The following is a 25,895-nucleotide window of genomic DNA, read 5'->3' as shown; positions in this document are numbered from 1 at the left end:
CGGCTTCGATCCGCTCCTCGAACACCAAGCCGGGGATTCTCGTCGCCGGGGAACGCAAGACATCGTTGCCGCGGGGCGAGCGCAGTGGCGCTGCCGCCAACCACCGGCAGGTCACAGCTACGCCGCCGCAGTACCAGTCCACTTCACCTTGCCGGCCCTGCCTCTCGCTGTGCTGGGACGCCTCACGCCACACGGTAACGAATTCCTTCAGCGGAACCCGCACATTGTCAGCTGGGATGCAAGCAACGTCTGACTCGGTGATCTCCACGACGATGAGAATGACATGAGCCGGCGCCGTTCGCGATCTATCAGGAGATCACGTGCCAGCGAACCGTGTCGTACGCGTAACGCTTCCGAGCGGATCAATCGTTAAGGACCAGTACAAACAAGGAGGTAGCCAGGAAAGCGCGCTCGGTCATCAGTGCGTGCCCGCTTGCGCCCCAGTCGGGCCCCCAACTGTTGCGCACGCAGACGAGGCGACCCCCAGAGCTGATAGATCCGACAGGTCGGGTGGCTTCGACTACACCAACAAGACAGATCGCGTGACCGTCAGTGCCCTGTTCGATTCCGTCGATCACGCCGTCAGTGGCCCTGTGAAAAGCGGGGGTGACACGGATGCCAGCGATCGGGATGTCCCCGGCAAGTAGAGCATCTCGGACAAGATCGATACTCGGGGTTGCGGAGCGTGTTGTGGCGGTCTGGAAGGGCCCAACTACTGAGGACGGCGGAGTATAGGTCGAGGCAGACTCGTCACGATCCGGGTCGTATGGCCACTGAGACTCCGGGGGTTGTCCGGGGCTCTTTAACGCCCTGGTCATCGCGGGGCGGGTGCCGCGCGCAGCAGCTGGCGGTCCGCACGCCCAGTGCAGGTACTCCACACTAAGTTCCTCGTTGCGACGGTGCTCGTGAGCCGCGGTCGTCGCCCACGCGAAGCATGTCGGCCTCCGGCCTTGGTCGCCCACAACCGGAAGCTCGTTCCGCCGGTCGACGATCCACCGAAGCGGGGCATCGCTCACGCCGCGGCCTTGGCGGCCGCATGAAGGTCACGTTGGGGCAGCGCCAGCCCGGGCGTCCGCATCGCAGCGTAAGGCCGGACGTCTACGACGAACTGCAGGACCTTGCCAGATGCTGGTAGCACTTGCCATGGCCGGGTGAGAGCTACATTGAGGACGTGGCGGCCGGGGACCCTCGGACGCACCACCATCACTCGGACCCCAGCAGCAGGAAGCAGCGGCTCTGCCGGCTCCTGAGCGGCGGACATCCTGGCTCTCCTTATCGCGCTCCTGGTTCGGGCCGGGCTCCGGGTTGCTGACTCGGCGACGGTTGCAATCTCCTCTGCGCCAAGGTGACGGTCGAGAAGTCGCTCCCAGGCAGGTGTGGTGTCACTCGTCGCTTGAACAGGGATGTCGACGTTCTCGCGCGTAACGCCGGACGATCCGACGGTCAGCCCTTCAGCCCCGTCCCAAGCGAGGGAGACCTCAGCCGAGTCACCTCTGTCCAGTGATGTCGGACTGTCGATAGGAGTTTCTGACGGCAGCCCCAACTGCCACTGATACCCGGTACTGAGATCTTCATCGAGGCGCAGGTGTACCTCGTCGCCGGCTCGGCAAGACACCGCAGAGCCGGCATCCTGGGCGGTGAGCAGTACAACGTCAGCTCGAGCGTCCCCTGAGTGCGACATTCCTCGGAGGGCGTCCTTCGCAGAGCTCGCGGTGACCTTGGTGAGTTGGTTCGCCCAGGCGGGGGGGAGCAGCTTAGCGTTACGGAGCGCCCAAACTGTCGCTTGAAAGCTCAGCGCCATTACTCGACTGATCCGGTAGACGTCGGCGGCCTCGAGTACCGCGCCACGCAGCCCTAACCGGAGCACCGTATTGTGTACTAGTGGTAGCGGGGCGAGCAGGGCGGAGGCGAAGACTTGGGCTTGGCGTTCTTGCAGGGCGATTCCGGCGAACTGCTCAAGAGTTGAAGCGTCGTCCGTGTGGCTATCGTGGCTTAAGACAAAGTGCCCTATTTCGTGGGCGCAGGTCGTTCGCTGCAGTGCCTCGGGGTGCTGTGAATTGATCACAATGCCGGCAACGTCGCCTTGCCGTAGATAGAAGCCATAGGCACGGTCTAGGGGTTCGGCAGCGAGCCATACCCCGAGCCGTTGGGCCAGCCCGAACACATCAATGGGCTCGTCGAGCGGCAACTTCATCCGCTTGTTCAGCCTCGTAGCTTCCATGCTGGCGTGAGCCAGCGCCTGCCGAGTGTCCACCGCTAGCTGCCTTCAATGCAAATGCGTGCTGGGTCAATGGTCGGTGTAGCAATCCTGCAGGCGCGTTCGGAGGCTCCGCGAGTGCAAAGCACGTCGCTCCACTCGGAGTCGGTGCCTCCTCGAGCGGTGAACGGACTAGCGACGAGGCCGATGGTGCTCATCCCTCCCCGCTTGGCTGATCGACGCTCGGCGGTTGCCCGGCGTGCCGTAAGAACTCTGCGAAACGAAGCACCTGCTGGCGATCTTCGGTGGACAGCTCTCGGGCTGCTCGGAATAGGGCCTGAGAAGTGTCGTCCACCTGCAGCTCCGCACCGAGTAGACGGTCAACGCTCGTACCGAACAGGTCAGCGAGGGACTTGAGCTCCTGGCTAGAGACCTTACGCCGCCCAGTCTCAATTGCACCAACTGCTTGCCGAGAAATCTTCAGCACGGCTCCGACCTGTTCTTGGCTCAGTGCCAGATACTCACGTTCTCGTCGTATGCGAAGAGCAAGATCGTCCGCTTTCGGCGACCCAGTATCGGGTCCTTGCCCTGTCGATCCGGTCATCGATCTCGCCTCGTGGTCGCGGTCCGGGCGGTGCTCATGGGACCACCGCTATCGCAACTGCAACGGCTAGGTCCTTCTCGTGGCTCATCGATACTGACCAAGCCCACCGCTCTGCACCATGTGGCCACTTTCTCACGGATCCAGATCGCACCACCGGGGCGCCGTCTTGCCGATGTGCGATGTCGATATCGTTGGGAGCGATTCCGCGAAATCCGCTTCCTATGGCTTTCGCTACTGCCTCTTTTGCTGCCCACCGAGCGCCCAGTCGGCTAGCGTCACGGCCGCAGTACAGCAACTCATCATCGGTGTACGTGTTGGCCAGGAAACGCTCGGCGGTGGGCAACGAGAGCCAACGTCGGAGCTCGGAAACGTCGCAGGCGTCGACACCAACGCGCAGGTTCGCAGTGGACTCGCCCATGGCCTTCTGCAGCAGCATCACAGCGGTTGTGCGGACTGAGGCGGCTGACTCTACTTCCATGCCAGTCACACTCGCACCGGCATAGGGAGTACATCGCCCGTGGGCGCTGGTGGGAGAGGGGGTAGGTCCAGGTCACGCCAAGTTGAACCAATCGGCCGCGTCGAGGTCTCAATGGCGCGGATATCCCCAACTCGCTGATGGGCGTCGGTATGCAGCTGCCTCAGTTCGGAGACTCGACCTGTTTCCACGAGTGCGTGCGTTCCTACGACCGTTAGCTCGCCAACCTCATTTCCGCTCTCGCGAGCCAGAAAGTTCAGCAAACGCGCGAGTCCGAGAAAGTTGCCATAAGCACGCGCGATGTAGTGGTGTCGGCGGTAGAGCGCGGTCATGTGCAAACGTCCCCCAATGAGAGTCAGGCTCAAGTGGGACATGCAGGGGCCGCCACGGGTCCGTCGGTCCGTGGGCCCGATAATGTGTAGGTCTCCGCTGGGACCAGCTTGTTTTTCTGTTCGTTCATAAGATTGACTGAGGGCGTCGGTCGGCTCCTTTGTGACAGTCGGAGAGGCGCTGGGGCTTCGATGGGTTAGATCGAACGCACTGTCAAGTGTTTCACCGGGGTATGACAGTACGGCTTCGTATCGGTCCTTGAACTCCTTCTCTTCTAAGAGTACCGCCAAGAACCGCTCGAGCTGATTGATCTTCTTCCCGCCAGGTTGCCTATAACTAAGCAGTCGACCAATGTAGCTGCCCCATTGGCCTCCATGGCGGGAGCTGACGGTGGTTGCCGTGCGAAAGAAGCGGGCCGCAGCATCCGGCGCGGTCGGTTGGTAGAGGGAGATGGGGAAGATCGTGTTGGCAACCGCGTGGACGCTGTGTACTGGATCTAGGGTCTTGTTGCCACGACGGCGACCAGGATCGCGTGCGAGGCGAGCGAGATGTTCCTCGAGCGCCGACCGCACCCCGAGGTCTTCCTCAAGTGGATTGTCGACGGTGACCAAGAGGTTGACGAGCTGGCGATCGTCGGCCTGCATAAGCGCATCAAAGGCCTGCATCCAGGCAGCGCCTACGTTGGGACCTTGCACAGTCAGTGACATCTGAACCTCCCTTACCCGGCTTGCTGGATGAGTGCGTCTTGCATGGCCCGTCGTAGAGCGCCCAACGTGCCGATCTGGTGCGGCTCAAGGTTGGCGGGTGCGGGCAACCGCCCGACCTCCGGCATAGAGGACTCGACGTGAGCGACAACCCACTCCGCCACCCGGCTGTCGAGCTCAAGGTTGTCCTCACCCCCAACGGCCTCTAGTGCCTCTAGGACTTCGCTGACCTCGACGGCCATGGCCTCGGCGATCGCCTCGACCATGACCTCGAGCAAGGCCTGCTCGTCAATCACAGCACCCTCCGTTGCTTGACTTCCTGACAAGGTAGCCGGAAGCATGCAAGAAAATCAAGCATCGCGAAGGTGGGTAGGTCGTGGACCTGGACAGGTATCAGCGGCAGGCATGGGCGACTGACCAGAACCCGGACGACCCGGGCAGGGCGCTGACGATCGCCCTGCTGGGGCTGGGAGGGGAGGTCGGCACGCTGCAGACCAACCAGAAGAAGATCGTGCGGGACGGGCCTATTCATACGGACTACCGCGCCCTGGCGATTGAGGACCTCGGAGATGTGCTGTGGTACGTCGCGGACACGGCGTCCCTCCTCGGGGTGAGCATGGCGGAGGTAGCCACAGCCAACTTGAAGAAGACAGCGGCGCGGTGGCCAATGCACGAGCGACCGCTACCGCCCGCCTCCGATGCGGCCGTGCTGGCTGGGAGCGATCTCAACTCGAAGGTCGGCACAAGCTCCCTGTTGATCTCCCCGCGGCCGGCCAGAGGCGAGGGGTCTGGCCGGGGACACGGTCTAGGTCCTGCACACGTTTTTGACGGCGCCCACCCCGCACAGATGGAGCGGATGCCGCGGGTACTGAACGTGCAAATCGCTTCGGCTCCGACATCGCCTAATTCGACCGGACCTGCGCGTGTGGTTCCGGTCCGCAACGGATTCCCCTGCGGGGACTTCGTTGGAGATAACGCCTACGATGAAGACGGATATCGGTTCCATGACGCTCTGCACCTTGGATTTCTTGCAGTTCTCGGTTGGAGCCCGGTTGAACGCGCGTTGCTCAAGTTCAAGCGCAAAGCTAATCCACAGACCGACGACGTCGAGGACGGCGGCCGCGCAATCGCAATAGAGGAGGGGATCGCAGCGTTCATCTTCCAGGCTGCGTCTCGGTCCGGATTTTATGCGGAGGCTCGGCACGTTGAGAGCGATATCCTTCGTGTGTGTCAGTACATGACCATGAACCTTGAGGTTGCAGCATGTACGACGAAGGAGTGGGAGCACGCAATTCTACGAGGATTCTCAATTTGGCGTGAGCTCCACGAGCGGGGTCACGGCGCTATCGAATGCGACCTCGATGCTCGCACGATAACAGTGCGTCCTCTATCTCAAATGGAATTGCGCGAGCATGCTGGCGTTTGTCAGGCGGCCATTGCTCGTAAGCAGGTACGAGAGACTGACGACGGATAATTGCGGACCAGTTGCACGCGAGACCCGCTCCGCAGATTCAGGACCTTGTCGGCCCTGGAGTTCGACCATCTATTGAGCGCCCCGCGTCGGCTCCCAAGGTCGAAGTTCTGCCTGGCACCTGTAGCGGTCGTCGTGGCGGGCGAGCGAGCTCACGGAGCGGCAAGCCCACGACGAGTGGACCCTAGCGCTTTCTACGCTCCAGAAGGCAGCAGTTGATTAATCCCCCACTTTGGCGGGAACCACGCAGTCACCGAAGCGAGATCGCGGCGGTAACGCTGCTTAATCCGAGTCCTGCCGCTAACTCCACTAATCTCTGGGTGGGCCACTCGAGCATACTTGTCCACCTCGCAAAAGAGATTCTGACAATCGATTGGCTGCAGGGGACGCTGTCCAGCCAGTCCGTTGAACTCTAGTCCAAGGCGTTCGAAATGCTCATCCTGCGTCTCAACCATGTAATGAATAAGCTCTTCTTCCGCTCCGCGAGGTGCTTCCCCAAAGCATTTCCTGATCCCGTCACGGGCGCCTGGCCCCGCCACAACGAAGTCAGATTCGGGGAAATTCACGACCGACGAGTAGTTGAGGTCAATCGTGAGCTGAAAAGCCAGAAATGGTCCAAGTGCGGGGTAAGAGCGCAGCAGCTCGTAAACCGACCGCAGCGAACCTGCGGCGTGTGCCTTCTCGGCCGCATCATCGTGCAACATAAGCTCGAGGAGCCGTAGATGATTCTGGTGTTTGCGGTGCTCGCCGAGGTGCGGTGGGGGCATCACGTAGGCTGCCGAGTAGAGGGTCTGCCGCTGATCCAGTGCTGATGAGAGCACGCGGTCGTAGGCGTCGAAGTCAAAAGCACGCCACGAAGGCATTCCCACTGCACTCTTGAGTCGATTCCAAGTTCCAATCTTGTTGAAGAGCTTAAAGAGTAAGGCGCGGAAAACGACTTCGCGGGGTGATTGGTCGCCGTGGTAGAGGACGTCACTAATTAGAAATTGACTAACCCGGTCGGCGGCGCGGTAGCAGTTCGTGAAGCGGTGGGCGCTTAAGATGGGATCGTCCGTCCAAGGACCATCCAGGCCGGCCACGCGTGCCTCATATACCGCTTGTCTCTTCGCGGCGAAGCGCCAGTAAGTGTCGAACACAGGGGTGGGCTGAAGTCGACGCCCCGCCACCGTGACCGGCGGGGCTGACGGCCGTGAGGGGGTCAAGCCGCTAAGGGGCACGTCCCACAGTGTGTCGGTTCGACTGGACCCCTCGTCGCACGAGCGGGGGCGCCGCGCCGGTCGGCTGGTTGAGGTGCGGCCGGTACTGGACCCGTTGGAGCGGCTGTCGCGGCCGAGTCCTTCCGCGAAAGTTGCCACCTGGCTAGCAGGCTTAGAAGACGGTGCTCCGTCGAGATCGAGGTCCAATAGGCCCTGAACCTTCATCGCAGCACCCCCACGTGACATGTTTCGCGAATCACGTCACACTCTACACGTGGACCACGACGTTGGTGAACAACGGCGTCGGTCTCTGGCGGTCTTTGGTAACCGGTATGTGGTCGACGTCGTCCTCGCGGTCGAGGCTCTACTTGCAGGTGACGGAGTGACGGTGCGCATGATCGCGAAGAGCGTCGACTTGGCGGACAACCTGGTGAGGCCGGTCGTGTTGCGCCTGGTCGCGGCAGGGTTCCTTGTCCAGCAAGCGCCTGCTCGACCGCGAGGCCCCACGTTCTACGTGCGCGGTCCAGCCCTCGACGAACCGTGGTCGGCGCTCTGCCAACTGTGCTCGCTCCTCGCCAGGGGTGGCCAGGCGTAGGACCTGGGTCGCGTGGAACGGAACGTGGAACGAACTCTGGTCGGTCACAGGAGGTCAGGGGCGATGACTCTGAGCCTGACGTGCGCCGCCGAGCGCTTAGAGGCTGCCGTTGACGGAGAGGCAAGTTCGTAATGCGTATCTCAGCCGAACTCTCGGATCGTGTGAGGACTTCCTACGTGTCTTCAAGCTGGCCCTGACGGGCCAGACGGGCGGGCTCGCTGCGGCACCGCCTCCTGCCTTCGACCCGATAACCCCGGCAGGTGGCGAGACGTCAATGTCCAACACCGGCGAGGATCAAGATTGTTAGCGTGACTCCGCTGACGACCACCACCGCATGCAACACCACCCAAAGGGTGAAGATCTGAACTCGGCTGGACAACCATAACTCCTTGCGTTGACGGAGACGAATTTTCTCCCATTCCAGACGCGTGTCGACCTCGGGATGAATTTCTGCCAGCTTCAGTTCGATCATTTTGGTTCGACGATAATGTGTATCGAACCGCTCGAAGTATTTATAGCAGGCAATGATCCCGAAGAGCCCAAGCAGTGCCATGGGTATTGTAATTACCAAGTAGGTTGGACCAAATCCCTACTTTGCGAGGAAGCCCAAGCCGGCCCCGTAGATCACCAGGACAATGTTGCTGAGTGTAGCTCGCTGAGTTTCAATTTGCCGACACTGCTCTTGCTGCTCTTTCCACAAGGCAGTCAAAATTTCTACTTGCTGCGCCACCTAGAAACCTATCGCCGCCTTGATCGCTGCGGCCGCTAAACCTGTGCCGATGGCTGTAGCGGCCGACCACGCCCACTTGCCCACCTTCGATAGGTGGCTCATCGCTGCTGGTCCATCGCCATCCTCTGCAGCGCTTGCTGCCGCACCAATCTCGGCGACGGCCTGGTCCTCTTCCCTGGTCTGTGCGACCCCGCGGAGATGTTGCCGAAGTGTCTCCAGCTCCTCCGCTAGCCGTTGCGAGTCGTGGCCTTCGCTCCCCGCAACCGAAGTCCACACCTGCTGGAAGGACACGTCGTGGACGTGAGCATTCGGGCCGACCGCTCCTGTCTGACCGGAGGATACGTACTTATCACCCATCACAACCTCCTGTACCTGATCCCGCGACACGCCCTCGTAGGAACCATGCAAATCCACCAGCAACGAAGCGTAGCGATCTACCGCTGCTTGGTCGGGAAGATCGAGGAAGTCTTCCTCGAACATCGCCATTTCTCGCTTCAGTAACTCGACCGAATCTGAGCCGCTATCCATAAAACGTGGTTGATATTCTGGGGGTGGCCAACTAGTGATCTGGAAGTCTGGTGCAGGCGTGATCTCTATAGCGGGCAGACCGATTCCCGAGATTAAGCCGTTGGTGAAGGTCCGTGTCGTTTCAAGCATTGTTATCGCGAGGTTCGCGTTGTGCAGGGTGTCCCAAGTCAGGTACGGATTGAGACCGTCGTTAAGTTCGTGCACCTCGTACTCCGCATCGTTCTCAATCCATTGCAGAATTCGCGCACGCTCCGAACCCGCCAACTGCTGTAGTCCGTTCACAATGCAAGCGCGTCGCGACGCTGCGGGTCGAAATTGCGGTGGCGAATAGTCGTGCACGTACGTCTTAAATGATCTCAATGCGTGTCGGTGATCCCGAACTTCTCGTAGGTACCAGCGAAGAGAGAAGCGTTGTTGGAGTAACCGCGGCGAGATCACTCGTGACGAGATGGTGTCTTCAACGAAGACTAAGACCGGTTTTCCGCTCTTAACTGCCAAACTGATTTCGAAAAGTATGTGTGGTGAGGTCCCCTCAGGCCGCTTACTCAGCACAGCGACCATTCCGTCACTCGCGTTCATGTGACGCTGCAGCTTCGACGCATTAACAGAATTCGACGGAGGATCCAGGCTGACCGTTAGTCCTTCGCTGCGGATCAGTCGCGCGAAGAAGTCGACCACTTTTGCATCACGCTCACGATAACTATGCGCGAAGTAGACGATGCTCATGGTCTCTCCCGGTTCGCCGTTCACCGTAGTTCCGAACTCTATCGGCCTGCCACGTGGCGGGGCGCTCGCCGCCCCCGCGCCCGGGCGACCTCTGGAGGGGGTAGGCGCAGGTCTCCCCGCCGGCCACCTCTCGGGCGTAGCGGCCTAGGGGCAGGGGGAGCCAGGTCGTTCAGCCGCCGGGTGCTCCACCTGGCCCCCTGGTCCCGGCGCGCTTCCGGAGGACCTGACCGACGGGGAGCCCAGGGACTCGGTGATGGGGGAGTGGCGCAAGATTGAGGCTCCTCCCAACTTCCTCTCTCTGCCATCTACGGCCGCAGCGACCGCAGACGGGTCGCTAGGACGCCCGCCGCATCCGCCCTACTCAACGCCGTGTTCCGGCACTGACCCCAAGCAGCCGTAAGTCCCAATGCTGACTGGCAGGGTCAGCGTCCTCGTCCGGTCCGCTCCTAGTCCCCGGCCCGCTCGTGGTGCGGGTCGTGGTGCGAAATGGCGTCTAGTGGCGGGTCGTGGTGCGGTCGCAGTGCACGTCGATGTGCCCGAAGTTGCTGGTAGAGGCTCTAGCCGCCAGGTACCGGAATCCTTTTAATCCGCTGGTTGTGGGTTCGAGTCCCACGGGGCCCACCCTGTCCGATCAGGTACTTCGTACGGCGTGAGTGCCATGAGCTAGTGCTCGTCGAGGGCCTCGAGCGCTGCGACGGCGCGACGGCGGGCCTGATCGGACCGATCCGTCAGCCATGCCCGGACGGCCGCGTCGGCGTCGGCCTCGCGGTCGCTCCGGAGTGCGTCGCCCAGGACCTCGCGCCCGCGGTCGCTGTCCACGGAGACGGCGACGTACGTGTCGCTGCCGAACGCCCCGGGAGTGCGCCGGACCGGCTTCGATCGGCCGGTGCTGCGGTTGAAGGTCGCATCCAGGCCCTCCACCGTGAACGAGCGCCCCGCGACGTGGTCGACGACGGCCTCGTACGGCTCGCGGGGCGTCTTCGACGGGACCCGTTCGAACCACACCACCACCCGCGATCCGATGGCCGGCCAGTCCGTCACGGGTCCGATTCAACCCCTCCGCGCCGGGCGGCCCCCGGGACCGGTGTGGGAGCCACTCCCTCGGGTGACGAGGGACCGTTCAGCCCGGAGCGGGAGCATGGCCCGCCGTGCCGCCGGAGCGGGTAGGTCGCGGGGTTCGGCGTCGAGTACATCCCGCCGCTCGGGTCACCACGATCGGTGGCCGCGCCGCCATGCCGGCGGTCGGCACCTCAGACAGGGGTGCCCACCCATCGGCCGTGCCGGACGAGCTCGAGGCGGTCGCACGGTCAGCGTTCTGCGCCGGCCCTCGTGGTGATCAGATCGTTGATCGCCGCTCGGGGAACGCCGGCGTCCAGGGCGATCTGATGAACCGGCACACCGTCCGCGACGGCCTCGTTGACCCGCTCGGCCAATGCCGACTCCGCCCGGGAGTACGCCTGCTGGGCCAGCTTGAACTGCTCGCCCGCACCCCGGAGTGCCTCGGCCCGCACCTTCTCCGGGGCCTTCTGTCCCATCGCCTCGCGGAGCTTCTCGACGCGGCTGGGCCCTCGCTGCTCGGCCATCAACGGTCTCCTCGGGGTGTGGGTCGGTGGTGAGCGGACGGCTTCGAGGCCCTGAACTTCTGCCGTGACGTCGGACGGACCACCGAGATGTCGTCGTCGAGCACTCACCCGAGGGTCGAGTCCGACGGGCTCCACGGCTCGCTGCGATCTTCCCCGGTTCCACCCCGGCACGCCAGGATCAACACGTCGGCCGCCCCGCCGCGGACGTCGGCCGGAACCGTGATTGACGAGGAGCCTCAGCGTGGACGATCTCGACCGGTACCTGCCGCCGTACACGGCCGACGTCGCACGGGCCCGGCGCCAGACCCTCGGGACGATCCTGTCCCGCACGGCCGGGAAGTTCCCGACGAAGACCGCGGTCGTCCACCGCGACACCCGGCGCACGTTCGCCGAGCTCGACGCCGATGCCAACCGGGTCGCCAACGCCCTGCTCGGGCGCGGGGTCGTCCGGAACGACCGGGTCGCGATCTTCTCCCACAACTCCTACGCGTTCGTCGTCGCCTACTTCGCGCTGGCTCGGATCGGCGCGATCTCGGTCCCGGTGAACTTCAACTTCACCGCCCGCGAGGTGCGCTACGTCCTCACCGACAGCGGCGCGAGCGCCGTGATCGTCGAGGACGCGCTGGTCGACACGCTCGGGGCGGCCGAGGTGGCGATCGGGATCGGGGTGGTCATCGGCCGGCGGGCGGGCTGGACGTCCTTCGACCGGCTGCTCGAGCACGACGACGCCACCGAGCCCGACGTCGAGATCGGCGACGACGACCCGGTCCAGCTGCTCTACACCAGCGGCACCACGTCGGCGCCCAAGGGCGCGATCATGACCAACCGGAACCTGATCGCCCAGTACCTCAGCGACATCGTCGACGGCGAGTACCACCGCGACGACGTCGAGCTCCACGCGCTGCCGCTCTACCACTGCGCCGCGCTGCACGACTTCCTCACGCCCGACGTCTACCTCGGCGCGACCAGCGTCATCGTCGACACCCCCGACCCCGACACGATCCTGCGCACCGTCGCCGCCGAAGGCGTCACCAAGATGTTCTGCCCGCCGACGGTGTGGATCCGGCTCCTGCGCTCACCCGCGTTCGAGACCCACGACCTGTCTTCGCTCACCAAGGGTTACTACGGCGCGGCGATCATGCCGGTCGCGGTGCTGAAGGAGCTGGGCGAGCGCCTCCCCGGCATCCGGCTGTTCAACTACTACGGCCAGACCGAGCTCGCGCCGAACGCGACCGTGCTGTTCCCCGAGGAGCAGATCACGAAGGCCGGGACGGCGGGGCGGGCGAGCCTGAACGTCGAGACCCGCCTGCACGACGACGACGACGATCGCCCGGTGCCCGTCGGGCAGGTCGGCGAGATCGTGCACCGGACCCCGCACGCCATGCGCGGCTACTGGGGCAGGCCCGAGGCCACCGCGGAGGTGTTCCGCCACGGCTGGTTCCACAGCGGCGACCTGGGCGTGATGGACGCCGAGGGCTACCTGACGATCGTCGACCGCAAGAAGGACCTCATCATCACCGGCGGGGAGAACGTCGCGAGCCGCGAGGTCGAGGACGCGATCTACGAGCACGCGGCCGTGAACGAGGTCGCCGTGTTCGGGGTCGCCCACCCGGAGTGGATCGAGGCGGTCGCGGCGGCGGTGGTCCTGCGCGACGGCGCGAGGGCCGAGCCGGCGGAGATCGTCGCGCACACCCGGGAGCGGCTGGCCGGCTTCAAGTCGCCCAAGTACGTGGTGATCGTCGACGAGCTGCCGAAGAACCCGAGCGGGAAGATCCTCAAGCGCGAGCTGCGGGACACCTACGCCGACCTCGCGGCCGCCGACACGGTGGGCTGACGACCGGCCGGCTGACGACCGGGCGGCTCACGACCTGAGCTGGCTGCGCACGTCGGCGGGCACGTGGACGCCGCGGGCCCGGAGGTCGGCGATGAAGCGCGCCGTGAGCTGGTCGGGACCCGACGCGGTGAGGGCCACCAGCTGCCGGGTCCACCGCGGCGAGAACGAGCGGACGGCGCCGGGGAAGCCCGCGCTGACCGCGGACACCGGACAGACGGCGACGCCGAGACCGGCGGCGGCGAGGTGCGGCGCGGCGGTGGTGACGGCCGTGCGCATCACGGTCTCCGGGCGGACCCCGGCGCGGCTCAGGGCTTCGTCGAGCCAGGCGCTCAGGCCGTTCCCGGAGGCGAAGTGGACGAGGGGCACCTCGTCGAGGTCCTCGAGCCGGACGGTGTCGCCTCGGGTCAGGGGGTGGCCGGTGGGCGCGGCGAGGACGATCTCCTCCTCCGCGATCGGGGTCGTGGTGAGCGCGTCGACCTGCGGGGCGGGCACGAGGACGACGTCGACCTCGTCGGCCTCGACGAGGTCGAGGATCTCCGCCATCGTCGTCGACTCGCGCAGGGTGGTCGCCACCTCGGGGTGGTGGCGGTGCCACCGGCGCAGGACCGGCGCGACGACGGGCACGGTGAGGCTCTGGGCGCACGCGACCCGCAGGACGCCGCCCGCCGCCTCGCCGGTCACCCGGGCCGCCCGCACCGCGGCGGCCGCCGCGTCGACGGCCCGTCGGGCGTCCGCGACGGCGGCCCGACCCGCCGCGGTCAGCCGCACGCCCCTCGGCTCACGGTGCAGCAGCGGCGTCCTCGTCTCCCGCTCGAGGGCTGCGAGCTGGTGCGACACGGCGGGCTGCGACGAGTGCAGCATCCGGGCGGCCTGGGTGATCGAGCCGGAGTCGGCCACCGCCACCAGGCACTCGAGGGCTCGCAGCGAGGGCATCCACGAAGGTTATCGATGGCCCTCGGGACATGAGCATCGTCGAGGGGAGTCGGGGGCCGACGATGCTGGCGGTCGGCTGTGTGTCAGTCGAAGCTCCCGAGCGCTTCGTCGCGCTCGCGGCGCGCGCTGTCGCGTTCGTCGAGGGCGGTGTCGCGCTCGCGCCGGGCCTCGTCGCGCTCCTCGGTGGTCTCGGCGAGGTCGGCGCGCAGGTCGAGGATGGTCGAGGCGCTGGCGAGGGTGTGGCCGTCGTCGGCCAGGGTGCGGAGCGCGACGACGCGGTCGAGCTGGTTGCGGGAGTACCGCCGGTGCCCGCCGTCGGAGCGCGCCGGGCTCAGCAGGCCGGCGGCGTCGAGGCTGCGGAGGAAGGCGGGCGGGACGTCGAGCAGCTCGGCGGCCTGCCCCATGCCGTAGGTGGGGTGATCGGGGTCGTCGAGCCGGTCGAGTGGCATGGGTCCTCCGCACGCCGAACGGGGCGGGTCGCGCTCGACCCGCCCCGCCCGGTCCTCTGGATGGTCACTTCAATTCTGACGGGCACCACCTCCCGCGCTCGGTCCTCCTCCGGTCAGCCCGCGTGCTCCGCGTCGGCCGACTGTGAGGTGTCGATCGAGCGGGGTGCCCCTGCGTGCTCGACCGTGATCCGGCGCGGCTTCGAGCGCTCGGACACGGGGATCGTCAGGGACAGCACCCCGTCGACGTAGGAGGCGTGCAGGCGGTCGAGGTCCAGGTCGCGGCCCAGGGTCAGCCGGCGGCTGTAGTGGCCGCGGGGTCGCTCGCTCACCAGCCACTCGCCCGCGTCGCTCGGGGCGGTGCGCTCCGCCGAGACCGTCACGGTGTTGCCCTCGACCGAGATGTCGATCGAGCCGGGGTCGACGCCGGGCACGTCGAGGGTGGCCAGCACGTGGTCACCGGCGCGGAACACATCCATCGGCATCCCCGTGCCGGGCTGGCCGCGCCACCCGGTGAGCCGGTCGAGAGAACGGAACGCGTCCACGGGGTCGTAGTTCAGCAGCACAGCAGGTCACTCCTTCCGTCACCGCACTGCAACCTGTCGATGTCTGACGCAGATATTTATAGGTCGAGCTACAGGTTCACGCAAGGGGTACCTGGAGGATTTTTCTAGAGCTCCCGCTCGAGGTGCGCGCGGACCGCGGTGCCGTCGTCGCTCAGCCAGCCCTTGGTCCCGGCGTAGGAGATCATCTTCTCGAACTCGGCATCCCAGCCCTCGGAGACGCGGCCCTCCGCGAGCCGGCGCAGGGTCGCGATCGGGATCATCACGTGGGCGCCGTCGGGCAGCAGCTCGCCGGCCTCGTTCTCGGCCAGGACCTCCCGGATCTTCTCGGGGAGCAGGCGCTGCGAGTACGAGGCGTACAGGTCGGTCGTCACGTCCGGAAGCCGGAGGGTGACGCCTTCGGTCCTGATGTCGAGGTACACGATGTGCCTCCTTCGTCGGCTCGTGAGCACTTCGGGGGGCTATAGCCCCCCGAAGTGCTCACGAGTACTCACACCTTCAGACCGACCGCCCCGGCGAGACAACGCTGCGCGGGCACCAGCGGGGTCAGGCGCGGCCCGTCCGGCCACCACTCGCTGACCAGCGAGAGGCCCGGCGGGACGAGCTCGAGGCCGGGCAGCATCTCGAGGATCTCCGCACGGGTGCGGAAGACGCCGCTGCCCAGCGGGCTGTGCACGAAGGTCTCCTCCATGCGCCGCGCGAGCGCGCTGTCCTCGTCCTCCGGGTCGAGGAAGTGGCTCAGGGCGACGTAGGAGCCCGGGGGCAGCGCGTCGATGTAGCGCTGCATGATCGCGGCGGGCGGGACCTCGCCGACGTAGTGGTGCAGCGTGCCCAGCTGCAGCAGCGCGATCGGGCGCGTCCAGTCGAGGTGCTCGCGCACGGCGGGGTCGTGCAGGACCTCGTCGGGCTTCGTCAGGTCGGCGGGGGAGAACCGGGTGAGCTCGTTCTCCTCCAGCAGCGCCCGGCCGTGGGCGACGACCGAGGGGTCGTTGTCGACGTAGACCACGCGGACGTCGGGGTTGATGCGCTGCGCCGCCTGGTGGGTGTTCTCGGCGGTGGGCAGTCCCGACCCGAGGTCGAGGAACTGGTCGATCCCGGTCTGCGAGGTGATGAAGCGGGTGACGCGGATGAGGAACTGGCGGTGGTCGACCGTGAACTGCCCGACCTCGGGCGCCACCAGCCTGAGCTTCTCGACGACCTCCCGGTCGGCCTCGAAGTTGTCCTTGCCGCCGAGGGCGCAGTCGTAGACGCGGGCGATGCTCGCGCGGGTGCGGTCGATCGTCGCCGGGGGCTTCGGCGAGGTGGGTCGCTCGATGCTCATCGGTGGTACTCCCCCTGGGCCCCGGTCGCGTGCGTGTTCACGGGGAGTGTGTCATCCGGTCGTCCGCGACCGGGAGGCACTCGGACGGTCGAGCACGGGGGCGCGCCGTGGGTCAGCGCCGTTTCGCGATGACCATGACGGCGAGCCGCCAGTCGAACCAGGGCTCGGGCAGCCGGGCCGCGATCGCGCCGGCCAGGTGACGGTCGAAGAGCTCCGTGGCGACGGTGTCGCGCCGGTCCAGGTCGAGGGCCTGGAGCAGGGAGGGGCCGAAGGACACCCGCAGGGCGGCGGCGACGGCGGCGGGATAGGCCGAGCGACGGGTCTCCACCCGACTCCCCGGTCTGCCGCCACAGGGGATCACCGACATCGACGAACTCCAGCTGCTCCAGCACGAGGTCGCCGTCGTCGTCGAACGGGGCCCGCCACTCGTCAGCAGTGCGGTACCAGGCCGGGATCGTCATCCCGTCCCGTTCCTCCTCGCTGAGGAGGCCACGCTCGATGAGTGCCTGCAGACCGTGGGCGACCTCGTCCATGGCGCGCTCGGCCCCGGAGCGACGGGTGGGCCCGTCGCCGTGGGCGGCGCCGACCACGATCACCAGGCGGCCCCCCGGCAGCATCTCCGCCGCCCTCGCCCCGAGGAAGGCGGACCAGTCGAGGGCGCCGCGTCGCGCCCACGCCGTGTACTGCTGTGCGCTCGCGCTGCTGAACCAGAAGCCGTCCAGCGGTCCCGGGACCTCAGCCAGCCAGTGCACGGCGATGGAGCTCCACCCCACGCTCACCCAGCCCTCGGGCAGCAGCTGCTCGTAGAAGGACCGGCCGACGGCCCCGGTGTGCACGCCCGGCCGCCGGTAGGTGTCCGGATGTTCGGCGACGGTCCGGAAGAGCGACCCGAAGTCGTTGCCCGGCAGGTCGGTGTGGCACACCCACACCGGCTGGTGCTCGCCGTGGACCTGCCGGACGGCCTCGACGGCCACCGACATCGGTGCCAAGGAGTTCTGTCCCTCGGAGGCACCGTAATCGACGACGGTGACCACCCCGGCCGGGCCGAGCGGCGCAGAGGCCGCGGCCTCCCGGAGCAGGTCGAGACCGAACGCGGACGACGCCGCCTGAGCTGAGGCGTTGGCGTTGTAGCGCCCGCCGCCCTCCATCGCGGTGGACATGGCGAGGGAGGCTAGCGCGGCCGGCCCACCGGCCGCGCCTCCCACGACGGGAACCGTCGACGTCGACGGACTGCGTCGGTGCCCGGGAGACGGCCACCGTGCTCTTCCCCGCGCCGGGCGCGCCCGCGACGACCCGGACGTCAGCGGTCACGCAGCCGCACGTGGTGGCGCTCCAGGTCGTCCATCCGGTCGACGCCCATGAGCGCGAGGGTGCGCTCCATCTCGGCCCGCACGATGTTCAGCATGCGGGTGACCCCGGGCTCGCCGCCCGCCATCAGCCCGTACATGTAGGCCCGGCCGAGGACCACCGCCTGGGCGCCGAACGCCTTCGCCGCGACGATGTCGGCGCCGGTGGTGACGCCGGTGTCGAGGAAGACGCTCGCCCGGTCGCCGACGGCGTCGACCACCGAGGGCAGCAGCTCGAGCGGCACCGGCGCGCGGTCGAGCTGGCGGCCGCCGTGGTTGGACACGACGAGGCCGTCGGCGCCGAGGTCGACCACGGCCCGGGCGTCGTCGACGTGCTGGATGCCCTTGACGATCAGGTGGCCGGGCCACTGCTCGCGCAGCCAGGTGACGTCCTTCGCGACCGCGGTGGGGTCGAACATGTGCGTGACGAGGTCGGCGACCGTGCCGTTCCACGAGTTCAGCGAGGCGAACGTCAGCGGCTCGGTGGTCAGCAGGTTCGCCCACCACGCCGGGTGGCGGGCCATGTCGACGAGCGTCCGCGCGGTCAGCGACGGCGGGATGGTGAGCCCGTTGCGGTTGTCGCGCAGCCGCGCGCCGGGCACCGGGGTGTCGACGGTGAGGACGAGCGTGTCGTACCCGGCCTTACGGGCCCGCTCGACCAGCTCGCCCGAGGCGTCGCGGTCGCGCCACAGGTAGAGCTGGAACCAGTGCCGGGCGAGCGGTGCCTCGTCGCGGAACTCCTCGATCGACGTGGTGCCCATGGTCGAGAGCGCGTACGGCACCCCGGCCGACTCGGCCGCCCGCACCACGGCCCGCTCGCCCTCGTGGTGGGCCATGCGCGTGAAGCCCGTCGGTCCGAGGATCACCGGCATCGTGGCGGACTGGCCGAGGATCGTCGTCGAGGTGTCGATGGTCCCGACGTCGCGGAGCACCCGCGGCGAGAACTCGACCCGGGAGAACGCCTCGCGCGCCCGGCGCAGGCCGATCTCCTGCTCGGCGGCCCCGTCGACGTAGTCGAAGACCGCACGCGGGGCGCGCCTGCGGGCGGCCTCGCGGAGGTCGGCCACGCTGTACGACGACTCGAGGCGCCGGCGGGTCGGGTCGAGCCGCGGCCGGCGGACCCGGACCAGCGGGGCGAGGTCGCGCGGGCGGGGCAGCTGGCGGCGCATCAGCGGACCCGGGTGCGGGCGGCAGGAGCGGGCACGGGGACTCCTTCGTCGCGGGAGTCCCCAGCATGACCCACCGGGCCGCTCCCGGCACGGGTCAGCGGGCCGGTTCCCGCTGGAACACGAGGCTGACGAACGCGACCGCGGCGATCACCGCGACGATGACCGAGAAGGTCACCCCGGCCGCCACCAGTCCGAACGCCGCCGACGCGATCCCCTCGCCGATCACCGGGATCGAGATCGCGACGTAGAGGACGAGGAAGAAGCTCGACGCGACCTCGCTGCGGCGCTCGGCGGGGGAGCCGGCGTTGACCGCCCCGAGCCCGGCGCGGAACGACATCCCCTGCCCGACGCCCGCCACCACGGCCCCGGCGAGGAGCAGCCACAGCGACGCGGTGGCGATGCTCAGCCCGACCACCAGGATCCCGACGACGAGGCCCGCCGACCCGACGAGCAGCGCCGGCCGCTCGGCCAGCCGCGACGAGGCGACCTGCCCGATCGTCGAGGCCCCCAGCAGCGTGAACACGACGAGGCCGGTCACCAGGTGGTTGGAGATGTGCAGGACCTGCGCGACGAACGAGGGCGACACGGCGGTGAACAGCCCGAGCACGGCGAACCCGGCGAAGCCCGCGATGGCCGCCCGGACGAACACCCCGCGCACCTCGGCCGGCACGCCCAGGCGCTGCGGCGCCCAGTGCACCGGGCCCTCGGGGACGTCGACCGGCTCGGCGACGAACCAGAGCCCGACCGCGGTGACCAGCACGAGCCCGATGTGGACGAGGTAGGGCAGGTCGAGGGGAAGCGGTGCGTACTCGGCGAGGGCGCCGGCCACGACGGGCCCGAGCCCGAGGCCGAGCATGTTCACGCAGGCGGCGAGCAGGCTGTAGCGGGCCTGCTTCCCCGGCGGGGCCAGGTCGACGAGCATCGCCGTGGCGGTCCCGGTGAAGATGCCGGCGGAGAGCCCGGAGAGCACGCGTCCGACGAACAGCGCGGTGAGGCTGTCGGGGACGAGGAAGACGGCACTCGAGATCACCGCGAGGGCGAGGCCGGGCAGCAGGACCGCGCGGCGCCCGATCTGGTCGGAGAGCCGGCCGGTGAAGATCAGCGCGGCCGCGACGCCGACCGCGTAGGCCGCGAAGATCAGCGTCACCATGACGCCGCCGAACCCCAGTTCCTGCTCGTAGAGGGGGTAGAGCGGGGTCGGGAGCGTGGCCCCGAGCATCGTCACGAGGAAGGCGACGGCGACGAGTCCCGCCGCGACGGGTCCGCGGAGACCCTGCTTCCGGGACGTGGCGTCCGTCGACGAGCTGATGGCGGGCCTCCGTCGGTCGTGCCCCAGTGGGTCCGACGACCGTTGTTCCCGCTACCGATCGGTCCTACGCGCTGGCGGTCTCGTCCTGCTGGTCGAGGCTGTCGAGCACCGAGAGGAGCACCGAGGCGCCGACGGCCTCGGTCCAGCGGGGGCGGGGGCGGTCCTGCGGGGCCGGGACCGCCACCAGGTCCCGGCGCCAGTCCGCGCGGGCAACCCGGCCACTCTGCGTCCCGAGTGCACTCACCGGAGACCACCTCGATCCGCTCGTCGCCATCGCCGTACCGCTTGTCGTGGGTGTATCCGAGGAATGGCCCGGGTTCCCCACCGGGAAACCCGCTGGTCCCCCGGTCGGGTGAGCGTCCGATCAGGTGGACCCGCCACCGGCGCGACGCGGGCCCGCTCGTGGACCTCGGGGGAGGATGTCCGGCGTGACGGAAACCGCGTACGACGTCGCCGCCTTCCGGGCCCGCTTTCCCGCGCTGAGGAGCGGCTACGCCCACTTCGACGGGCCGGGCGGGTCGCAGGTGCCGGCCGAGGTCGGCCGCGCCGTGGCCGAGACCCTCACCGCGCCGATCGCCAACCGCGGCACGGTGACCCCCGCCGAACGGTTCTCCGACGGCATCGTCGGGACGGCCCGGCAGGCGATGGCCGACCTGCTCGGCGCGGACCCGCGCGGGATCGTCTTCGGCCGCTCGATGACGCAGCTGACCGTGGACCTCGCGCGGACGCTGGCCCGGGGCTGGGGTCCCGGCGACGAGGTGGTGGTGACCCGGCTCGACCACGACGCGAACGTCCGCCCGTGGATCATCGCGGCGGAGCGGGCCGGGGCGACGATCCGGTGGCTCGACCTCGACCCGGCCACCACCGAGCTCGACGACGTCGCGACCGTGCTCTCCGCGCGGACCCGTCTGGTCGCGGTGACCGGCGCGTCGAACCTCGTCGGGACCCGGCCGGACCTGGAGCGCATCGCCGGCCAGGTCCGGGAGACGGGGGCCGTGTTCGTCGTCGACGCGGTCCACCTGACCGCGCACGCGCCCGTCGACCTGGCCGCGATCGGCGCCGACGTCCTGCTCTGCTCGCCCTACAAGTTCCTCGGGCCGCACTGCGGGGTGCTCGCCGCCGCCCCCGGGTTCCTCGAGGGCCTGCGCCCCGACAAGCTGCTGCCCTCCACCGACGCCGTGCCGGAGCGCTTCGAGCTCGGGACGCTGCCCTACGAGCTGCTCGCGGGCACCACGGCCGCCGTCGACGTCATCGCCTCGCTCGGGGACGGTGCGACGCGGCGGGACCGGCTGGTCGCGGCGATGACCGCGGTCGAGGCGCACGAGGACCGGCTGCGGGCGCGGATCGAGAAGGGGCTCACGCGCCTCGACGGGGTGGAGGTGCTGAGCCGCGCAGCGCACCGGACGCCGACCCTGCTCGTGCGCGTGCCGGGCGGCGAGCGCCGGGCGTACGAGCTGCTCGCGGAGCGGGGCGTGTTCGCCCCCGCCGGGTCGTTCTACGCGATCGAGGCGTCCCGGCGCCTGGGGCTCGGCGACACGGGCGCGCTGCGGATCGGGCTCGCGCCCTACTCCGACGACGAGGACGTCGATCGGCTGCTCGAGGGGCTGGAGCACGTGTGCCGGACCGCATCCAGCTGAGGCGCGCCAAGGGCTGGCGCAAGCCCGAGGAGGCGATCACGGTCGCGCGGCCGTCGTCGTGGGGGAACCCGTTCAGGCTCGGGGAGGACGTCGAGGTCGACGGCGGGACCGTCCCCCTCGACCGGGAGACCATGATCGCGTTCTACCGCCGGTGGCTCGCGGAGCGCCCGGAGCTGATCGAGAAGGCGCGCGACGAGCTCGCCGGGCACGACCTCGCCTGCTGGTGCGCCCCGGACGACCTGTGCCACGCGGACGTGCTGCTGCGGGTCGCGGCGGGAGGAATGCCGTAGTCGACTACGGCAGACGTCGGGCCCGGACCGGCTCACGCTCCGGTGACATGAGCCCTCTCCTGCGCCGCCCGCCCGTCGCCGTCGGTGTCGTCCTGAGTGATCGGCGGGTTGTTCTCGATCCTCGCGTTCACCGACGCCTCGGCGGCGACGGGGTCGATGGTGGCCAACATCGTCTACCTCGTCGCCACCGTCGTCGCGCTGGTGCTCGTGCTGCCCGCGCTGCGCGCCCGACGGGCCGGGGCCTCGACGGCCGTCGCCTGAGCCGGACGCCGCAGCCGCGCGTGGTCGGACGCGCGGATGCGCCGGTTTCGTCCTGTTCCCGCAGGTCAGGGGGCCGGGCTGTTCGCCGACCGTGACACGCACGACACATCGCCTTCCCAGAGTGAGGTGCCAGCACCCCGCTCGGAGGGATCGCGATGACCACCACGGCTCCACCCACCACCTCGCCGCCGCAGCAGGACGGGCGCCTGGCCGGCAACGCGCTCGGCCTCCCGTCGGTCCTGTTCTGCATCGTCACGGGCGCCGCGCCGCTCACGGCCATGCTGTTCAACGTCCCGGTCGCGGTGAACGGCGGCGGGTGGGCCGCGCCCGCCGCGTTCGGCATGGCGACGGTGGCGCTCACGATCTTCTCGGTCGGCTACATCGCGATGTCCCGGCGCGTGACGAGCGCGGGCGGCTTCTACACGTTCGTCAGCCGGGGGCTCGGCCGCGTCGTCGGCGTCGGGTCCGGCCTGCTGATCGCGCTCTGCTACATGATCTTCGCCGGCGCCGTGATCGGCGTGATGGGCTACTTCGCGGCGTCGACCGTCGAGACCTTCACCGGGGTCGCGCTGCCCGCCTGGCTCTACATGGCGCTCGGGCTCGCGGTGATGAGCACGCTCGCGTGGTTCCACATCGAGCTCACCGCGAAGGTCCTCGGCGTCATGCTGGTCGGGGAGGTCGTCGCGCTGATCGTCCTCGCGGTCGCGATCTTCGCCCAGGGGGGCGCCGAGGGCTTCTCGGCCTCGCCGTTCGACCCGACGCAGGTGTTCTCCAACTCCGGCGCCCTGCAGATCTTCGGGACGACCGCGGCCGGCATCGCGCTGTTCGCCGCGTTCTGGTCCTGGGTCGGCTTCGAGATGGCCCCGAACTACGCCGAGGAGTCGCGCGACCCGCACCGGATCGCCTCGATCGCGACCTACGGCTCGGTGATCGGCCTCGGGATCTTCTACATGATCGTCTCGTACGCCTTCGTCACCGGCTGGGGGCTCACCGGCAGCGTGCAGGCGGTGTCCGACCAGCTGAACGGCACCTACGCGTCGGCGTTCTACCCGCTCTCGGACCGCTTCGTCGGCGGCTGGCTGACCGCGGTCCTCGAGGTCCTCGCCGTCACGAGTTCCTTCGCCTGCGCGATGGCCTTCTACAACACCGCGGCGCGCTACCTCTTCGCCCTCGGCCGCGAGGGCGTCCTCCCGCGGGTCCTGTCGCGGACCACGAGGCACCACGGTCCGGGCACGGCCGCGATGACGACCACGACGCTCGTCGGGCTCTACGTGCTCGGCTTCGTGCTCTACGACCCCTCCACCGAGGCGGCGCTCACCAAGCTCGGCACCTGGTCCCCGCTGCTCGGGGTCCTCGGCATCCTCGCGGTCCAGGCCCTCGTCTGCGTCGCCATCGTCCGCTACTTCCTGACGACCGCCCGGGACGGCTTCCACGTCGTGTCGACCCTGCTCGCGCCGGTGGTCGGCTGCGCCGCGATAGTCGGCGCCTGCTACCTGCTGATCGACAACCGTGCCGAGCTCGCCGCCGCCGAGGGCGTCCCGTTCATCACCCTGCTGCCCTGGGTGCCGGCGCTGATCTTCGTCGCCGGCGTGGTGGTCGCCCTGGTCTTGCGCGCCCGTCGCCCCGCCGTGTACGCGGGACTCGGACATTTCTCCCTCACCGACCCGGAGCTGGACGCACCTGAGGAGGTCGTGGCATGACCGCGCTCGACGAACCCCGCACCGAGGTGGCCCACCCGCTCGAGCCGCTGACGGCCGACGAGGTCGCCGCGGCCTCGACGATCCTCAAGGAGGCCCGCGGGCTCGGCCCGACGGCGCGGTTCGTGTTCGTGCACCTGCACGAGCCGTCGAAGGCGGCCCTCGCGTCGGGCGGGGCGCTGCCCCGCGAGGCCGAGGTCGTGCTCTACGAGCGCGGCGAGAGGATGCTCTACGAGGCGGTCGTGTCGCTCACCGACCGCAGCGTCGTCGACTGGCGGGCCCGCCCCGGGGTGCAGGCGCCGGTGATGGCCGAGGAGTTCTTCGCGACCGAGGAGATCGTCCGCGCCGACCCCCGCTGGCAGGAGGCCATGGCGCGGCGCGGGATCACCGACCTCGACCTCGCCATGATCGACCCGTGGGCCTCGTCGTGGACCGCCCCGAAGGACGACCCCTCCGCCCGGCGCATCGTCCGGCCGCTCACCTGGATGCGTTCGGCGCCCGGTGAGCACGGCTACGCCCGGCCGGTCGACGGCCTCGTCGTGACCGTGGATCTCGACGCCCGCCAGGTCGTCGAGGTCGACGACCACGGCATCGTCGACCTCCCGCCCCACCCGGCGAACTACGAGCAGCCCTGGATCCACGACCCCGCGAACGTCCCGCGCGTGGAGACCATCCGCGACGACGTGAAGCCGATCGAGATCACCCAGCCCGAGGGGCCGTCGTTCACCGTCGACGGTCACGCCGTGAGCTGGCAGAAGTGGCACCTGCGGATCGGGTTCACCCCGCGCGAGGGCCTCGTCCTGCACGACGTCTCCTACGACGACCGCGGGCGGCGCCGGCCGGTGCTGCACCGCGCCTCGCTCGCCGAGATGTACGTCCCCTACGGCGACCCGGCCCCGACGCACCGGTTCAAGAACGTCTTCGACCAGGGCGAGTACGGCGTCGGGTGGCTCGCGAACCCGCTGACCCTAGGCTGCGACTGCGTGGGCCACATCCACTACTTCGACGGCGTGGTGAACGACCAGGACGGCGGCGCGGTCGTCATCCCGAACGCGGTCTGCATGCACGAGGAGGACACGGGCATCGCGTGGAAGCACACCGACTTCCGCACCGAGGCCGTCGAGGTGCGCCGCCGGCGCCGGCTGGTGATCTCGTCGATCGTCACCGTGGGGAACTACGAGTACGGCTACTTCTGGTACCTCTACAACGACGGCCTGATCGAGTACGAGGTCAAGCTGACCGGCGTCATCTCCACCGGGGCCATCGCGGTGGGGGAGGTGCCCGAGTACGGGACGCTCGTCGCACCCGGTCTCTACGGCCCCAACCACCAGCACTTCTTCTGCGTGCGCCTCGACATGACCGTCGACGGGCCGGCCAACACCGTCGTCGAGATCGACTCCGTCCCGGTACGCCCCGGCCCGGCGAACCCGCACGGGAACGCCTGGGTCACCCGCCGGACGCCGATCACCCACGAGGCCGAGGGCGCGCGGGACACCTCGCAGGCGACCGCGAGGTTCTGGAAGATCGAGAGCACGACCGAGACGGGGCCGACGGGCGCGCCGACGGCCTACGCCCTCATGCCCGGCTCCACGGTGCCGCCGATGTACTCGCCCGACGCCCTGTTCGCGCCGCGCTCGGGCTTCACCGAGCACACGCTGTGGGTCACCGCGCACGACCCCGAGCAGCGCTTCGCCGCGGGCGACTACCCGCTGCAGGCGCCGCGCAGCACCGGGCTGCCGACCTACCTCGACGGCGACCGTCCGCTCGAGGGCTCCGACGTCGTGGTCTGGTACACCTTCGGCGCCCACCACGTGGTGCGGCCGGAGGACTGGCCGGTGATGCCGGTGTCGACGATCGGCTTCATGCTCCGGCCGACCGGGTTCTTCGACGGCAACCCCGCGCTCGACCTGCCGCCGAGCTCGACCGGGGCCTGCCACTGACCCGCCGGGA

At 68.3% G+C, this 25,895-nt stretch carries 27 protein-coding genes and 1 pseudogene; 8 read left to right on the top strand and 20 right to left on the bottom strand.

Features of this window, described 5'->3' with window-relative positions; translation table 11 throughout:
• Positions 1 to 362 precede the first annotated feature (362 nt).
• From ACFPBZ_RS00860 to ACFPBZ_RS00840, 5 genes are all read right to left on the bottom strand, one after another.
• Complete coding sequence (locus tag ACFPBZ_RS00860) at positions 363 to 962, bottom strand: C1 family peptidase (RefSeq protein WP_378034253.1); 600 nt, start codon at positions 960 to 962, stop codon at positions 363 to 365.
• Positions 963 to 1,012: 50 nt separating this feature from the next.
• Positions 1,013 to 2,194, bottom strand: coding sequence for an ImmA/IrrE family metallo-endopeptidase (locus ACFPBZ_RS00855; RefSeq protein ID WP_378034252.1), 1,182 nt, complete (start codon positions 2,192 to 2,194; stop codon positions 1,013 to 1,015).
• A 217-nt stretch (positions 2,195 to 2,411) separates the two neighbouring features.
• On the bottom strand, positions 2,412 to 2,801 hold the full coding sequence (locus tag ACFPBZ_RS00850) for a helix-turn-helix transcriptional regulator (RefSeq protein ID WP_378034090.1): 390 nt from the start codon (positions 2,799 to 2,801) through the stop codon (positions 2,412 to 2,414).
• Between the two features lie 34 nt (positions 2,802 to 2,835).
• Positions 2,836 to 3,219 carry a holo-ACP synthase gene (locus tag ACFPBZ_RS00845; protein ID WP_378034251.1) on the bottom strand — a complete coding sequence of 128 codons (384 nt, stop codon included), beginning with the start codon at positions 3,217 to 3,219 and terminating at the stop codon, positions 2,836 to 2,838.
• 1,105 nt (positions 3,220 to 4,324) lie between these two features.
• Complete coding sequence (locus ACFPBZ_RS00840) at positions 4,325 to 4,606, bottom strand: hypothetical protein (protein ID WP_378034089.1); 282 nt, start codon at positions 4,604 to 4,606, stop codon at positions 4,325 to 4,327.
• A gap of 80 nt (positions 4,607 to 4,686) precedes the next feature.
• On the opposite strand from ACFPBZ_RS00840, the gene ACFPBZ_RS00835 reads away from it, so the two are divergent.
• Positions 4,687 to 5,784 (top strand): nucleoside triphosphate pyrophosphohydrolase family protein, encoded by a 1,098-nt coding sequence (locus tag ACFPBZ_RS00835; RefSeq protein ID WP_378034088.1) that lies wholly within the window; start codon positions 4,687 to 4,689, stop codon positions 5,782 to 5,784.
• Between the two features lie 191 nt (positions 5,785 to 5,975).
• Here ACFPBZ_RS00835 and ACFPBZ_RS00830 read toward each other — a convergent pair whose 3' ends face one another.
• Entirely contained in the window at positions 5,976 to 7,202 is a 1,227-nt protein-coding gene (locus tag ACFPBZ_RS00830) for a nucleotide kinase domain-containing protein (protein WP_378034087.1), read from the bottom strand.
• Between the two features lie 49 nt (positions 7,203 to 7,251).
• Between ACFPBZ_RS00830 and ACFPBZ_RS00825 the strand changes: the two genes are divergently transcribed.
• Positions 7,252 to 7,572, top strand: coding sequence for a hypothetical protein (locus ACFPBZ_RS00825; protein WP_378034086.1), 321 nt, complete (start codon positions 7,252 to 7,254; stop codon positions 7,570 to 7,572).
• A gap of 271 nt (positions 7,573 to 7,843) precedes the next feature.
• Here ACFPBZ_RS00825 and ACFPBZ_RS00820 read toward each other — a convergent pair whose 3' ends face one another.
• The 4 genes from ACFPBZ_RS00820 to ACFPBZ_RS00805 all read right to left on the bottom strand — a co-directional run bounded on the left by ACFPBZ_RS00820 (position 7,844) and on the right by ACFPBZ_RS00805 (position 11,139).
• Entirely contained in the window at positions 7,844 to 8,125 is a 282-nt protein-coding gene (locus tag ACFPBZ_RS00820; protein WP_378034085.1) for a hypothetical protein, read from the bottom strand.
• A gap of 177 nt (positions 8,126 to 8,302) precedes the next feature.
• The gene (locus ACFPBZ_RS00815) at positions 8,303 to 9,556 is read right to left on the bottom strand and encodes a hypothetical protein (protein ID WP_378034084.1); all 1,254 of its coding nucleotides are present in this window, start codon (positions 9,554 to 9,556) and stop codon (positions 8,303 to 8,305) included.
• A gap of 663 nt (positions 9,557 to 10,219) precedes the next feature.
• Complete coding sequence (locus ACFPBZ_RS00810) at positions 10,220 to 10,597, bottom strand: hypothetical protein (protein ID WP_378034083.1); 378 nt, start codon at positions 10,595 to 10,597, stop codon at positions 10,220 to 10,222.
• A gap of 266 nt (positions 10,598 to 10,863) precedes the next feature.
• On the bottom strand, positions 10,864 to 11,139 hold the full coding sequence (locus ACFPBZ_RS00805) for a hypothetical protein (RefSeq protein WP_378034082.1): 276 nt from the start codon (positions 11,137 to 11,139) through the stop codon (positions 10,864 to 10,866).
• A gap of 241 nt (positions 11,140 to 11,380) precedes the next feature.
• Here ACFPBZ_RS00805 and ACFPBZ_RS00800 point away from each other — a divergent pair, with 241 nt between their 5' ends.
• A complete protein-coding gene (locus ACFPBZ_RS00800) occupies positions 11,381 to 12,973 on the top strand; it encodes a fatty acyl-CoA synthetase (RefSeq protein ID WP_378034081.1) in 1,593 nt (530 codons plus the stop codon).
• 27 nt (positions 12,974 to 13,000) lie between these two features.
• Here ACFPBZ_RS00800 and ACFPBZ_RS00795 read toward each other — a convergent pair whose 3' ends face one another.
• From ACFPBZ_RS00795 to ACFPBZ_RS00750, 10 genes and pseudogenes are all read right to left on the bottom strand, one after another.
• On the bottom strand, positions 13,001 to 13,906 hold the full coding sequence (locus tag ACFPBZ_RS00795; protein WP_378034080.1) for a LysR family transcriptional regulator: 906 nt from the start codon (positions 13,904 to 13,906) through the stop codon (positions 13,001 to 13,003).
• Positions 13,907 to 13,989: 83 nt separating this feature from the next.
• Entirely contained in the window at positions 13,990 to 14,355 is a 366-nt protein-coding gene (locus ACFPBZ_RS00790; protein WP_378034079.1) for a MerR family transcriptional regulator, read from the bottom strand.
• Positions 14,356 to 14,468: 113 nt separating this feature from the next.
• Positions 14,469 to 14,918, bottom strand: a complete 450-nt coding sequence (locus ACFPBZ_RS00785) for an Hsp20/alpha crystallin family protein (RefSeq protein ID WP_378034078.1) — start codon at positions 14,916 to 14,918, stop codon at positions 14,469 to 14,471.
• Between the two features lie 104 nt (positions 14,919 to 15,022).
• Positions 15,023 to 15,289: a hypothetical protein gene (locus ACFPBZ_RS00780; RefSeq protein WP_378034077.1), complete on the bottom strand. Its 267-nt coding sequence runs from the start codon at positions 15,287 to 15,289 to the stop codon at positions 15,023 to 15,025.
• Between the two features lie 116 nt (positions 15,290 to 15,405).
• Complete coding sequence (locus ACFPBZ_RS00775) at positions 15,406 to 16,236, bottom strand: SAM-dependent methyltransferase (protein WP_378034076.1); 831 nt, start codon at positions 16,234 to 16,236, stop codon at positions 15,406 to 15,408.
• Between the two features lie 112 nt (positions 16,237 to 16,348).
• Entirely contained in the window at positions 16,349 to 16,564 is a 216-nt protein-coding gene (locus ACFPBZ_RS00770; RefSeq protein ID WP_378034266.1) for a hypothetical protein, read from the bottom strand.
• Between the two features lie 97 nt (positions 16,565 to 16,661).
• Positions 16,662 to 17,216, bottom strand: a pseudogene (locus ACFPBZ_RS00765) (class I SAM-dependent methyltransferase); the annotation flags it as partial.
• Positions 17,217 to 17,536: 320 nt separating this feature from the next.
• On the bottom strand, positions 17,537 to 18,754 hold the full coding sequence (locus tag ACFPBZ_RS00760; protein ID WP_378034250.1) for an alpha-hydroxy acid oxidase: 1,218 nt from the start codon (positions 18,752 to 18,754) through the stop codon (positions 17,537 to 17,539).
• A gap of 91 nt (positions 18,755 to 18,845) precedes the next feature.
• Positions 18,846 to 20,060 carry an MFS transporter gene (locus tag ACFPBZ_RS00755; protein ID WP_378034249.1) on the bottom strand — a complete coding sequence of 405 codons (1,215 nt, stop codon included), beginning with the start codon at positions 20,058 to 20,060 and terminating at the stop codon, positions 18,846 to 18,848.
• A gap of 64 nt (positions 20,061 to 20,124) precedes the next feature.
• Positions 20,125 to 20,304 carry a hypothetical protein gene (locus tag ACFPBZ_RS00750; protein WP_378034075.1) on the bottom strand — a complete coding sequence of 60 codons (180 nt, stop codon included), beginning with the start codon at positions 20,302 to 20,304 and terminating at the stop codon, positions 20,125 to 20,127.
• A 184-nt stretch (positions 20,305 to 20,488) separates the two neighbouring features.
• Between ACFPBZ_RS00750 and ACFPBZ_RS00745 the strand changes: the two genes are divergently transcribed.
• The 5 genes from ACFPBZ_RS00745 to ACFPBZ_RS00725 all read left to right on the top strand — a co-directional run bounded on the left by ACFPBZ_RS00745 (position 20,489) and on the right by ACFPBZ_RS00725 (position 25,885).
• Positions 20,489 to 21,697 carry a cysteine desulfurase-like protein gene (locus tag ACFPBZ_RS00745; RefSeq protein ID WP_378034074.1) on the top strand — a complete coding sequence of 403 codons (1,209 nt, stop codon included), beginning with the start codon at positions 20,489 to 20,491 and terminating at the stop codon, positions 21,695 to 21,697.
• Positions 21,676 to 21,987, top strand: a complete 312-nt coding sequence (locus ACFPBZ_RS00740) for a DUF4326 domain-containing protein (protein ID WP_378034073.1) — start codon at positions 21,676 to 21,678, stop codon at positions 21,985 to 21,987. The genes ACFPBZ_RS00745 and ACFPBZ_RS00740 overlap by 22 nt, the downstream gene beginning before the upstream one ends.
• A 96-nt stretch (positions 21,988 to 22,083) precedes the next feature.
• A complete protein-coding gene (locus ACFPBZ_RS00735; protein ID WP_378034072.1) occupies positions 22,084 to 22,248 on the top strand; it encodes a hypothetical protein in 165 nt (54 codons plus the stop codon).
• A gap of 155 nt (positions 22,249 to 22,403) precedes the next feature.
• Positions 22,404 to 23,948: an APC family permease gene (locus ACFPBZ_RS00730; RefSeq protein WP_378034071.1), complete on the top strand. Its 1,545-nt coding sequence runs from the start codon at positions 22,404 to 22,406 to the stop codon at positions 23,946 to 23,948.
• Positions 23,945 to 25,885: a primary-amine oxidase gene (locus tag ACFPBZ_RS00725; RefSeq protein WP_378034070.1), complete on the top strand. Its 1,941-nt coding sequence runs from the start codon at positions 23,945 to 23,947 to the stop codon at positions 25,883 to 25,885. Before ACFPBZ_RS00730 ends, ACFPBZ_RS00725 begins: the two co-directional genes overlap by 4 nt.
• The last annotated feature ends 10 nt before the right edge of the window (positions 25,886 to 25,895 follow it).

Source organism: Actinomycetospora atypica, from assembly GCF_042653685.1.
In the GTDB taxonomy this organism is placed as follows: Bacteria; Actinomycetota; Actinomycetes; order Mycobacteriales; family Pseudonocardiaceae; genus Actinomycetospora; species Actinomycetospora atypica.
The sequence above is the reverse complement of the archived record's forward strand: the minus strand, read 5'-3'. Positions and strand labels throughout refer to the sequence as shown.